Origin of the sequence: Pseudoalteromonas sp. SWN29 (assembly GCF_015864465.1) — a bacterium.
Taxonomy (GTDB): domain Bacteria; phylum Pseudomonadota; class Gammaproteobacteria; order Enterobacterales; family Alteromonadaceae; genus Pseudoalteromonas.
Genome location: NZ_JADYXE010000077.1, coordinates 1 through 12167 on the forward strand (window position 1 = coordinate 1; position 12167 = coordinate 12167).

12 protein-coding genes and 2 tRNA genes are annotated in these 12167 nt (G+C 40.3%); 3 read left to right on the forward strand and 11 right to left on the reverse strand.

Annotated elements, in window-relative coordinates; translation table 11 throughout:
- Positions 1-147: 147 nt before the first annotated feature.
- The 8 genes from I6F53_RS19240 to xerD form a co-directional block, all read right to left on the reverse strand.
- A tRNA-Arg gene (locus I6F53_RS19240) sits at positions 148-224 on the reverse strand.
- A 38-nt stretch (positions 225-262) separates the two neighbouring features.
- Positions 263-355, reverse strand: a tRNA-Ser gene (locus tag I6F53_RS19245).
- Between the two features lie 128 nt (positions 356-483).
- Positions 484-666, reverse strand: a complete 183-nt coding sequence (locus I6F53_RS19250; RefSeq protein ID WP_165727226.1) for a hypothetical protein — start codon at positions 664-666, stop codon at positions 484-486.
- 329 nt (positions 667-995) lie between these two features.
- Positions 996-2531, reverse strand: coding sequence for a lysine--tRNA ligase (lysS, locus tag I6F53_RS19255; protein ID WP_024597675.1), 1536 nt, complete (start codon positions 2529-2531; stop codon positions 996-998).
- Positions 2532-2557: 26 nt separating this feature from the next.
- Positions 2558-3656 (reverse strand): peptide chain release factor 2 gene (gene prfB, locus I6F53_RS19260; protein WP_096058065.1). Its coding sequence is split into 2 segments (ribosomal slippage): positions 2558-3580 and positions 3582-3656, totalling 1098 coding nucleotides; the frame shifts between segments, so codons are not numbered across the junction.
- A gap of 143 nt (positions 3657-3799) precedes the next feature.
- Positions 3800-5521: a single-stranded-DNA-specific exonuclease RecJ gene (recJ, locus tag I6F53_RS19265; protein ID WP_197240821.1), complete on the reverse strand. Its 1722-nt coding sequence runs from the start codon at positions 5519-5521 to the stop codon at positions 3800-3802.
- 98 nt (positions 5522-5619) lie between these two features.
- Positions 5620-6348 (reverse strand): bifunctional protein-disulfide isomerase/oxidoreductase DsbC, encoded by a 729-nt coding sequence (gene dsbC, locus I6F53_RS19270; RefSeq protein ID WP_197240822.1) that lies wholly within the window; start codon positions 6346-6348, stop codon positions 5620-5622.
- Between the two features lie 62 nt (positions 6349-6410).
- On the reverse strand, positions 6411-7337 hold the full coding sequence (gene xerD / locus I6F53_RS19275) for a site-specific tyrosine recombinase XerD (protein ID WP_165727222.1): 927 nt from the start codon (positions 7335-7337) through the stop codon (positions 6411-6413).
- A 94-nt stretch (positions 7338-7431) separates the two neighbouring features.
- Here xerD and fldB point away from each other — a divergent pair, with 94 nt between their 5' ends.
- Positions 7432-7953 carry a flavodoxin FldB gene (gene fldB / locus I6F53_RS19280; protein WP_007583764.1) on the forward strand — a complete coding sequence of 174 codons (522 nt, stop codon included), beginning with the start codon at positions 7432-7434 and terminating at the stop codon, positions 7951-7953.
- Between the two features lie 85 nt (positions 7954-8038).
- Here the strand turns inward: fldB and I6F53_RS19285 are convergent, their stop codons facing one another.
- From I6F53_RS19285 to I6F53_RS19295, 3 genes are all read right to left on the reverse strand, one after another.
- Positions 8039-8506: a YHS domain-containing (seleno)protein gene (locus I6F53_RS19285; RefSeq protein WP_197177930.1), complete on the reverse strand. Its 468-nt coding sequence runs from the start codon at positions 8504-8506 to the stop codon at positions 8039-8041.
- 154 nt (positions 8507-8660) lie between these two features.
- The gene (locus I6F53_RS19290) at positions 8661-9107 is read right to left on the reverse strand and encodes a DUF2147 domain-containing protein (protein ID WP_197240823.1); all 447 of its coding nucleotides are present in this window, start codon (positions 9105-9107) and stop codon (positions 8661-8663) included.
- Positions 9108-9226: 119 nt separating this feature from the next.
- The gene (locus tag I6F53_RS19295) at positions 9227-9925 is read right to left on the reverse strand and encodes a tRNA1(Val) (adenine(37)-N6)-methyltransferase (protein WP_197240824.1); all 699 of its coding nucleotides are present in this window, start codon (positions 9923-9925) and stop codon (positions 9227-9229) included.
- Positions 9926-10000: 75 nt separating this feature from the next.
- On the opposite strand from I6F53_RS19295, the gene srmB reads away from it, so the two are divergent.
- Complete coding sequence (gene srmB / locus I6F53_RS19300) at positions 10001-11227, forward strand: ATP-dependent RNA helicase SrmB (protein WP_197240825.1); 1227 nt, start codon at positions 10001-10003, stop codon at positions 11225-11227.
- Between the two features lie 434 nt (positions 11228-11661).
- Positions 11662-11982: a BON domain-containing protein gene (locus I6F53_RS19305; protein ID WP_165727216.1), complete on the forward strand. Its 321-nt coding sequence runs from the start codon at positions 11662-11664 to the stop codon at positions 11980-11982.
- Positions 11983-12167: the final 185 nt, after the last annotated feature.

Genomic DNA, 12167 nt, shown 5'->3' on the forward strand with positions numbered 1-12167 from the left:
GGCGCAGGAGGATTCGAACCTCCGACCGCTCGGTTCGTAGCCGAGTACTCTATCCAGCTGAGCTATGCACCCACTTTATAGTTTACTTATTTTAACTCATAAGTAGAGCTTTTGCTTATTTAGACTCTAAGCAGAGTTATTAAAGTATGGTGGGCGCAGGAGGATTCGAACCTCCGACCGCTCGGTTCGTAGCCGAGTACTCTATCCAGCTGAGCTATGCACCCATACTTTAAAACTTTACAAAACACGCCATTAAAAGAAATGGTGGAGAGGGAGGGATTCGAACCCTCGATAGAGCTACAAACTCTATACTCCCTTAGCAGGGGAGCTCCTTCGGCCACTCGGACACCTCTCCGTCTTGTGGGGCGTATAATAAAGATTTCAGAAAATATGTCAAACACTTTTCTACCAAAAACGACTATATGGTTATAGATTGCACATATGCTTGGTTTAAAAGTGTAATTAGTTTGAAATTTAAGCGGGTTACGTATTTTTATTTGAAGGATTAACACCTAGCACAGGAACTAAGTCATCCGTTAACTGAGCCAAATACTGTTCTTGGTAACCTAATTGTTGAAATTCGGCAATACAAGCACGGTAGTAAGCATCTCGTTCTTGCTCTGTTGTGCATTCTTCTGATAAATCATCTACTCGTTTATCTTTCATACTATTATTCTAAGTCCTTTAAGAATCTATATTAACTGCTAAATACTAAGCAGTTTAAATTTCGTGCGTATTTTAGCTAAAACCTTTACATTAATACAACATATGTTTAAAAAACAATCATACTAAAAAGTTATAGCACTGTTAGTTTTAATATTAAAACTGCCAATAGCAATAAATTAGCGAAGCTGATTGCACATTAACCAGCACTAATAACTACATTTAATTTTTAGTGTAGTACTTATTAACTAAAATAACAAAAGCCGATTTAAAAAACAAAAAAACGCCGCTATTAAGCGGCGTTTATTAACTTACTTTGTTCTACCTAAAGCTTAGTCAGCTTGTGGACGCATATGCGGGAACAAAATCACGTCTTTAATTGTTGATGAGTCAGTAAACAACATTACTAAACGGTCAATACCAATACCTTCACCTGCAGTTGGCGGTAAGCCGTACTCAAGTGCGCGTATGTAGTCTTCATCGTAATGCATTGCTTCATCATCGCCTGCGTCTTTCTCTTCAACTTGGCGAGTAAAGCGCTCAGCTTGGTCTTGTGCATCGTTAAGCTCAGAGAAACCATTTGCAAGTTCACGACCGCCAACAAAAAATTCAAAACGGTCTGTAACAAATGCATTTTCGTCGTTACGGCGTGCAAGTGGCGATACTTCCCACGGGTAGCCAGTAATAAACGTAGGTTGAATAAGCATGTGCTCTGCTGTTTCTTCAAATATTTCACACAAGAACTTACCAGGGCCCCAAACGCAGTTTTCAGGAATTTTAACGTGCACTTGTTTAGCGTACGCTTTTAATTCGTCAAAGTGGTTTTCTGGGTCATTAAATACCGCAGCATCAAACTCAGGGTTATATTTTAAGATAGCGTCCGCCATGCTTAAACGTGTAAACGGTTGGCCAAAGTCGTACTCTACTGAGTCAATCACTTCGCCGTTTTCGTCTTTAGTTGTATTAACTACAACTGCACTACCAAGTACGTTTTCTGCAACTGTACGTAGCATGTCTTCGGTGATGTTCATCAGGTCGATGTAATCAGCGTATGCTTGGTAAAACTCAATCATTGTGAATTCTGGATTGTGACGCGTAGATAACCCTTCGTTACGGAAGTTACGGTTAATTTCGAATACACGATCAAAACCACCTACCACTAAGCGCTTTAAGTAAAGCTCAGGCGCTATACGTAAGTACATGTCGATATCAAGCGCGTTATGGTGAGTTACAAACGGACGCGCAGATGCACCGCCAGGTATAACCTGTAGCATAGGTGTTTCTACTTCCATAAAGTCACGGTCTGCTAAAAAGCGACGAATGCCTTCAACTACTTGCGAGCGAATACGGAATGTTTCGCGCGTTGCTTCGTTGGTAATTAAATCAACGTAACGTTGGCGGTACTTTGTTTCTTGATCTGATAAGCCATGGAATTTTTCAGGCAACGGACGAAGTGACTTAGTTAATAATTGATACTCAGTCATTTCTACGTATAAATCGCCTTTACCCGATTTATTTAGTGCGCCTTTAACACCAATAATATCGCCAGTGTCTAGTTGACCATATTTTTCTTTAAGATCTTTTTGAACATCTTTAGATGCATACGCTTGTACGCGACCTTTCATGTCTTGAATTACAAAAAACGGTCCACGCTTTGCTAAAATACGGCCAGCGATAGACACAACTTCTTGCATCTCTACTAATTCTTCTTTGCTCTTATCACCAAACTGGGCTTGCAAATCAGCCGTGTAATGCTCACGACGGAATTGGTTTGGATGACCGTTGGCTGGGCAATTTTCGCGTATAGCGTCTAACTTGCCGCGACGCTCAGCGATTAACTTGTTTTCGTCTTGGATTTTATCAGTCATTTTTTAGCTCTTTATTAGCTTGGTGGTTATAGGCCAGATTTAAGGCTGGCTTCAATAAATTTATCTAAGTTACCGTCAAGTACCGATTGGGTATTACGGTTTTCAACGCCGGTGCGTAAATCTTTAATGCGTGCGTCATCAAGTACGTATGAACGAATTTGACTACCCCAACCAATATCAGATTTAGCGTCTTCTTGCGTTTGTTTTTCAGCATTTTGCTGTTGTAGCTCAAGCTCAAATAATTTAGCTTTTAACTGCTTCATCGCTTGGGCTTTATTTTTATGCTGCGAACGCTCGTTTTGACACTGCACTACGGTATTTGTTGGTACGTGAGTAATACGAACCGCCGATTCGGTGGTGTTAACGTGCTGACCACCCGCGCCTGATGCACGGTAAACGTCTATACGTAAGTCTGACGGATTCATATCAATTTCAATATTATCGTCAACTTCTGGGTATACAAACGCAGAAGCAAATGAGGTATGACGACGACCACTTGAATCAAATGGGCTTTTACGCACTAAGCGATGCACGCCAGTTTCGGTACGTAACCAACCGTAAGCATATTCGCCAACAAAGCGAACTGTTGCGCCTTTAATACCGGCTACGTCACCGTCGGTCGCTTCAACTAGCTCAACTTTAAAGCCTTTAGCTTCGCCCCAGCGTAAATACATACGTAGTAAAATATTACACCAGTCTTGAGCTTCAGTACCGCCAGAGCCAGATTGTAAATCAAGGTAAGCATCGTTTGAGTCGTGAGGACCTGAAAACATACGACGAAACTCTAAACCTTCTAACTGCTCGTTTAGATCAGTTAATTCGCTTTGCGCTTCGTCAAAGGTATCTTGATCTTCAGCTTCTACAGCAAGCTCAAGTAAGCCTTCAACATCATCAGTACCGGCTACAAGGTTGTCGATTGTTTCAACAACCGCTTCCAATGCTGATTTTTCACGGCCAAGCGCTTGTGCGCGTTCAGGCTCATTCCATACGGCTGAATCTTCAAGCTCGGCGTTAACTTCTTCTAAGCGTTCTTGTTTAAGAGCGTAGTCAAAGGTACCCCCGAAGCAATTCAGTACGTTCGCGAATTTCCTTGATTTGATTAATCACAGGATTCACTTCAAACATGTACATCACTCCAAAATGGCTAGGTAATTGCATCCCTTAAAATAGGATTTTCGCAATAAATTATCGTCAAATGATAAAAACGCCCGATTTTAACAAAAAACCGCGCGCTTTATTAGCATTTTATGCATGATATTACATATTTTTTAGTGCACTTTTTCAAGCTCTCTAACTATTAATTGCAGCGTAAATTTACCTCTAAACTCATTTATATCGAGCTGGTACGCTACTTTTACAAACTTAGCCTCGGTGTCGGGCCATTCTTTTACGTCAATACCAAAGGCAATGGCGTCAACTAATCGACCAGATTGATGCTTTAACACGAGCTTTAAATGCTTTTCGCCAACTATGCGCTGCTGTATTATTTCAAAGGTATGCTCAAACACCGGCTCAGGAAATTGCTGACCCCATGGACCAGATTGCTTTAATAGCTGGGCAAATTCCATGGTAAAGCAGTCGTTTGGCAGCTCGCCGTCGGTAAACACAATGCAGCGCTTACTTTCTTCACTGAGCTGCGCGCTCACTGCGGCATCAAACGCTATTTTAAAGTCGTTAAAGTGCTGCTCGTTAATACTTAAACCAGCAGCCATTGCATGGCCACCAAATTTATTAATTAAGTGCGGATCGGCAGTATTAAGCCCTTCGAGTAAATCGCGCATGTGTAGCCCTTCAATAGAGCGGCACGAGCCTTTTATTTCACCATTTTCGCCACCAGCAAATATAACAGTTGGGCGATGGTATTTTTCTTTTAGGCGGCCAGCCAAAATACCAATAACGCCTTGGTGCCAATCATCTTGAAACAAACAAATGGCATCAGGAATGTTATCGTCGCTAAATGCGAGTCTATCGAGTACAGCTTGTGCCTCTGCTTGCATGCCTTGTTCTATTTCGCGCCTTGCAAAGTTTAAGCTATCGAGCTCGCCGGCTATACTACGCGCTTGGTTTATATCGGTGCTAAGCAAGCATGCTATACCCAAACTCATATCGTCCAATCGCCCAGCGGCATTTAAACGCGGCGCAAGTGAAAAACCAAAGTCGCTTGCACTTAAGCGGGCAGCATTGCGATTAGCCACTTCAATAAGGGCGGTAATACCTGGGCGTGTTTTACCACTGCGAATACGTGCTAAACCTTGGTGTACCAACGTACGGTTATTTGCATCAAGCGCGACCACATCGGCTACCGTACCAAGCGCTACAATGTCGAGTAAGTTAGCTAGATTAGGTGGCGGTTGCTGCTCAAAATAACCTAAGTCTCGCATTACGCTTCTCAGTGCTATTAGTAAGTAAAAAGCAACGCCAACGCCTGCAATCGATTTAGACGGAAATTCACATTCGTGCCTATTTGGATTTACTATTGCGTCGGCATTTGGCAGCTGTTCACCTTGTAAGTGGTGATCTGTAACCAGCACTTTTATGCCAACCGCTTTTAAAATATCAATACCGGCAATACACGATATGCCGTTATCTACGGTGATCACTAAATCAGGTTTTATTTGTACTATTTGCTCTGCAAGCGCGGGGCTTAAGCCATAACCTAAGCTAAACCTGTCAGGAATTAAGTAATCTAAATGCTTAAAGCCAAACATCTCAAGGCCTTGCATTAATGTTGCAGTGCTTGTTGCGCCATCGGCATCAAAGTCGCCAACTATTAAAATATGGCTTTGTGCTTTTAATGCTTCAATTAATAAATCGCTGGCTTTGTCGATGTCTTTAAACAGTTTAAAGTCGTGAAGCGTCGCTACGCTGTTATTTAGCTCTTCGGCATTGAACACATTACGGTTAGCATAAATTTGTTTAATTACAGGGTGTAAATTACTCGGGAGATGCGAGTCGTCAACGTTTTCACGCGCAATGATTAGTTTTTTCATGCAGAGTTTTAACTTATTGAGTCGTATTAAAAAGACAAAAAAAGGCCATTAAGGCCATTAAGGCCATTAAGGCCTTTTTAATAATGCTACGCGTTTAATTACGACGCTTTGTTAGCTTCTAATGCTGCTTTTAATGCCGCTGCTGGCTGATAACCAGGGATCATCGTGCCATCTTCTAAAATAATAGCTGGCGTGCCGCTAATACCAAAGCTTTGACCAAGTTGGTAATGCTCTGCAACTGGCGCGCTACAACCTGCAACTACTTTAGTACTTGTGCCCGATTTAGCTTCTGTAAGTGCTTCTTGCTGATCGCGTGCACACCATACATTCATTAAATCTGCGTAACCAGAACCTTGCAGTCCACCACGTGGAAACGCTAAGTACTTAACGGTAATACCCGCATCAAGTAAATCGTCTAACTCACGGTGTAATTTACGACAGTAACCACAGCTAATATCGGTAAATACAGTAATGCTGTGTTTTTCGTTTGGTGCTTTGTACACAATCATCGAATCTTCGTATTCTTTAACACCTTCAACACGCACGCCATTTAATGCTTGCTCTGTTAGGTTATTACGATTATTTAAATCAATTAACGTACCTTGCATTAAATATTGACCGTCTGGACTTGCGTAAAGCACGCCCTTATTAGTGATCAATTCTTTTAAACCCGCTACTGGGCTTGGATTAATTTGCTTTACAGTTACACCAAGCTCGGCAAATTTAGTAATAATAGGATCATTAGCATCTGGTGTTACAGCAACGCCATTTGCAAATGCACTAATACTTGTGCACAACATGGCACCTGCTAACATTAATTTTTTCATAACTTCTCTCTATCCTAAAAGACTTAATATATTGACCGGCTTAATGATATTTAATTTCAAACTTACGCACGTGGATGATGCTGCGCATGTACCGACTTTAACCGTTCATTGGCGACATGGGTATAAATTTGCGTAGTTGATAAATCGCTATGGCCCAACATCATTTGTACCACACGTAAATCTGCCCCATGATTTAATAAGTGCGTAGCAAAAGCATGACGCATAGTATGGGGCGATAATGGAGACTCAACTGCTGCCAAAATAGCATAGTGTTTAATTCTATGCCAAAAGGTTTGTCGCGTCATGCCTACACCGCGTTTAGAGGGGAACACAAAATCGGTGGCGTGTTTTATCATTTGTGCGCGCCCACCCTTTAAAAATTGCTCAAGCCAATACATGGCTTCTTCACCCAATGGCACTAAACGCTCTTTATTACCTTTACCTTTTACAAATACCACCGCTTGGCGCAAATTAATTTGCTCCATGCGCAGGCCAACAAGCTCACTTACACGCAAACCCGTTGCATAAAGTAGCTCTAGCATGGCTTTATCGCGCAGTCCCATTGCTTCTTCGGTATTAGGCGCATTTAATAATGCCTCAACTTCGGCCTCTGAGAGTGTTTTAGGTAACGACTGCCCTGCTTTTGGTTGAGAAATATTTAGCATGGGAGTATCACTAATTAGTTTTTCACGCACAAAGTACTGATAAAAACGCTTAAGCGCACTAATGCTGCGCGCAGTACTGCGTGGTTTTAAACCTAAATCAACTCGGTGAGCTAAGTAACCCTCTACATCAAGCCCGGTTACCGTCATTAAATTTTGCCCTTTTAAAAATAGGCAAAACTTATCTAAATCACTGCGATAAGCACTTAATGTGTTTTCGCTTACGCCTTGCTCTAAGTACAGGCTATCTAAAAAGGTTTCTAGGTAGTCGCTATTACTGCTCATACTGCTGTTATTTTCAAAAGAATCGTCAGATAGCGTTGTCACATTATGCTCTCATGCTTTGCTAAGGTATCAATTAAAAATACCTTACGGTAAACTTGAGCCTATCATATCAGGCAATTACACAGTGATAAATACGATGCAAATTGGTTTATTTTTTGGTTCTACTACGTGCTACACCGAAATGGCAGCAGAAAAGATTCGCGACATTATTGGTGCCGATATAGTTACCCTGCACAATATTAAAGACGAGCCACTAAAAAATGCAGAGCAGTACGACTTTATCATCTTTGGTATTTCAACATGGGATTTTGGTGAAATACAAGAAGATTGGGAGTCAAAGTGGGACGACATAGCCGACGTAAACCTAAACGGTAAAACCATTGCTTTATTTGGCATGGGCGACCAGCAAGGTTACGGGCAGTGGTTTCAAGATGCGCTAGGCATGCTGCACGACGAAATAAATACGCAAACATTTACTCAACTTGGTTTTTGGCCAAACGACAGTAGTTACGAGTTTGAAGCTTCAAAAGCATTAACGCCTGATGGTAAACAGTTTGTAGGACTCGCACTCGACGAAGACAGCCAATACGAGCTAAGCGACGACCGTATTGCAACATGGGTTGAACAGGTAATGACTGAATACGGCGAAACGCTTTAATTCACTTATCAATACTGACAAATAAAAAGCAAAAAGCCCGCAACTAGTTTAGCTGCGGGCTTTTTAACTAATAATATGAGTAAACTTATTGAAACGTCATCACATTAGTTGTTTGTGGGTAGTACCCATCGGCCATAACAATGTACGGCAGTAAATTACTTAGCCATTTTTGCTGTACGCTTTGGCTGTAATTTAAGTAAAGCTTACCTTCGTGAATATAAAATGCTTCTGGGTCTATACCTACAGCATTGCCTTCATCAGCCATTGCATAAGCACACCAACCACCGTATTGCGGTGCATAACGCTTTGGGTTTTCTGCAAATGTCGTTTTGTTTTCTTCACTCGAAAAGTGCCAGTCGGCACCTAAATAACTAAGCGTGTATTTATCGCTGCCTTTAACTGCTTTATTTTGCGTAAAATAAGCAACGCTGTCGTACCCTTTAATAGCCGTGTTATTAAACCAACCCGTATTTACAGCATCATCCTTTGCATTTGCCCCACCGCTTATTAACAGTGTGCTTAGCATTATTAAAGCAACTACGTACTTAATCATATTTTACCCTTTATTATTTACTTAAAATTGAATGCCAATTAAATATAGCTGGCTTAGTGAGTAAGAAAGGCAAAGCGCAAAAATGATTTCAGTTAACGGTTAATTATTTAACGCCCAACAATTTAACGCATAGCCATTAAATAAATAGTAAAACTTACTCCACTCTTACCCAGTATTGGTTGCGGTAAAAAAAGCTAATATAACCGCGTACTTCGAGCTTTTTACCTTCCTCTTGTGGGGTTAGTTGCAAAGTGTAGGTTTTACCATTTGTTGGGTCGAGTATTTCACCGTCTCCCCAGATGCCATCATCCTGTGCTTTTACATCTTTAATAATAGTCATGCCTAAAATAGGCTGGTCTTTTAATTCATCATCGCATTTACTGCATATATCGTTTTGTTTTGCAGGATCAATGATTTTGTCAACGGTACCGCTTAATACACCGTTGGTTTGGGTAATACGTACATACGACTTAGCTTGGTTTGTATCCTCATCAATGGTTTTCCAAAGCCCAACTGGCGTAATGGCAGCAAGCGCGCTTTGGCTTGCAAAAATGGTGGCTGCTAACGTGCTAAGTAATGCTGTTTTATTTAATTTTTTCATTGTGTTGCCTTTAAATTAAGGGGCTAATGGCTAAATCATATCAGGTGATTTATAAACACACTATTAAAGCTCATCTCAAATTAGGAATAACCCAATAGAGTTCACTCAACTTTATTGCTTCACATTTTCAAATAAAATGCTTTGCACAGGGCTATATAACCAGCCGTGTAGGTATTATCTAGGTTTCTAATACACAGCATTGATGATTCTATATCGCTTTTTACGTAGCTAAATGTCATTAAACTGCGGCTAATATCTTTATTGGGCGTGGCTTTTACTTGGCAATGAGCATTTAAATAAAGCCCATTTTGAGTAGCAAGCTCAATAAATAATGCGCCTTCAACGCTTGGGAGTATTAAGCTAAAGCGAGAACCTCTATGGCTTAAACGTTTAAACGCATTTATTAATTCTTCAAAACTTAAGCCGTCTGTATGGCGTGCGGTATTACGCGCAGCATTATCGCCTTTTAAACTGTGATTAAAATACGGTGGATTAGAGATAACCACATCAAACTTAATGTCACTACTAAAGCATTGAATAGTTTGATGCGTAATACTTATAGTTGGCCACGGGCTATTAGCTACATTTTGTAATGCTTGGGTATAGGCGCTTTCGTCAATTTCTACCGCAGTTATATCAAGCTCATTACTGCGCTGCTTACACATTAGTGCTAATAAGCCGGTGCCAGTGCCTATATCAAGTAACGACTTTGCACTGCTTAAATTAGCCCATGCGCCAAGCAAAATGCCATCGGTAGAAACTTTCATTGCACAGTGGTCGTGTTCAACTTTAAATTGTTTAAATACAAAACCAGACATTTTTTCACCTTTTCATTCACCAAGCGCAGCATAGCGCGTATAATCAGGGTAATTGTCCCTTATTTTAGACACTCTATGCAATTTTCTGAATTTGATCTTGATAACAAGCTACTCGATGCCATTAATAAAATGGGCTACGAGACGCCAACCAGCATTCAACAACAAGCTATTCCTGAAGCACTACAGGGGCGCGATATTTTAGCATCTGCGCCTACTGGTACAGGTAAAACAGCGGCATTTTTAATTCCGGCTATTCAGTACTTACTGGATTTCCCACGTCGTGACCCTGGTTTTGCGCGCGTACTCGTTATGACCCCGACTCGTGAACTCGCTTATCAAATTCATGAACAATGTGAACTGCTAGCTAAACGCACACACCTAAAAATTGGTGTAGTAACAGGCGGTATTAACTACGGCACGCATAAAGAAATTTTTGAAAAAAATAACGATATTTTAATCGCTACACCAGGTCGATTAATGGAATATCTTGAAACCGAAAACTTTCATGCTGAACACGTAGAAATGCTTATTATTGATGAAGCAGATCGCATGTTAGACATGGGTTTCAAAAAAGAAATGAGCCGTATTTGTGACGAAGCTAAAAATCGTCGCCAATGTTTTTTATTCTCAGCAACACTTGAAGGTGACAGCGTAGAAAGATTTGCTGAAAAAACATTAAACGACCCTGCACTGCTTGAAGCTGAATCGTCACGTAAAGAAAAAGCTAAAATTCACCAATGGGTACATTTAGCCGACGACTACCATCATAAACTTGAGTTGTTAGTTAATACGCTAAAGAATCCTGAAGTAACTAAAGCGATTGTGTTTGTTAAAACTCGCGAACGCTTAGAAACATTAATTGGTGAACTTACCACTAATGATGTAAAAGCAGCGTGGTTACGCGGCGAAATGCCACAAGACAAACGTATGAAAGCCATGGAAAACTTCCACAGTGGCAAAACAAGCATATTAGTTGCTACCGACGTAGCTGCACGTGGTATTGACGTGTCTGACATCAGCCACGTTATTAACTTTGATATGCCGCGCACTGCCGACGTATACGTACACCGTATTGGTCGTACTGGTCGTGCTGGTAAAAAAGGGATAGCAATATCGCTAGTTGAAGCACACGACATTGGTATTTTATATAAAGTAGAGCGCTACATTGAGCAAAAATTAAAACGCCGTGTAATTAGAGGTGTTGAGCCACAGCATAAAGAAGCTAAGCCACCTGCTAAAAAGCGTAAAGATCCAGTAAAAATGAAAGCCAAGAAAAAGGCTAAGGTTAAAAAGAAAAAGTAACCTAAAACATTTTTATACTAAGCCGACTTTTGTCGGCTTTTTAATGCAAGCCTTGCAGGCTCTGCTGTTTGTACCATTATACCAATCCGCAATAATACTTAATCAATTTTAAGGATTAAATCTGACGCTAACTGCGTTAAAAAATTCTAATATAGAACAACTAAATAACGAAATTTTTGCCTTGTTATCGACACGATTTTCTTACCTCAAAATAAATCACTTAATTAAGCGAATTGGTATTACATATGTAACCCAAGCATGTAACTCATACTCATTTAAATGTAATTATTGCCCACCTGAATTCTCACTTAATAAAATATCCTTATATTTCAGTACATTAATTATGGCATCGAAATTGTAATAACAAAGGTAACTAGCCCGATAAAATTTCCATATTGTGGCTGCACTATTCACCGTAATGTAAGGATTAAGTTATGAACCGCTTCAAGTTAACTATCGCTTTAGTATCATTTTGTTGTTTATTTTTATTAGCTTGCGCTACAAAAGTAAGTGCAGCAACTAACATGGCCGTAGTAAGCAGTGTTGCCACTCAACCTAACCTACAACAAGCTATCACCAACACTCTGCGAACTAATCCTAACCTAGTGTTAAGTGATATTCGTGTGCAGGTAAAAAATGGTGAAGTAGATTTATACGGTGAAGCACAAACTGGTTTTCAGCGCGCACTAGCTCAAAAGTTTTTAGAAAATATGGATGGCGTAAAAATCATTCGTAATAAAATTAGCGTTATTTAATACGCACCACATAAACTTATTTGTATAACTAATTCATAAGCGCGGCTTGTTACTCCAACACAATCTGCGCTTTTTTATATTTATTTTTTGTAGTTATTTCAATTTATCTAGGGGCTGTTGATCTTTGTAGTACATATATTAATCAGCCCACATTGGTAGCCACATCATAGTGAATGCTAAAGCGA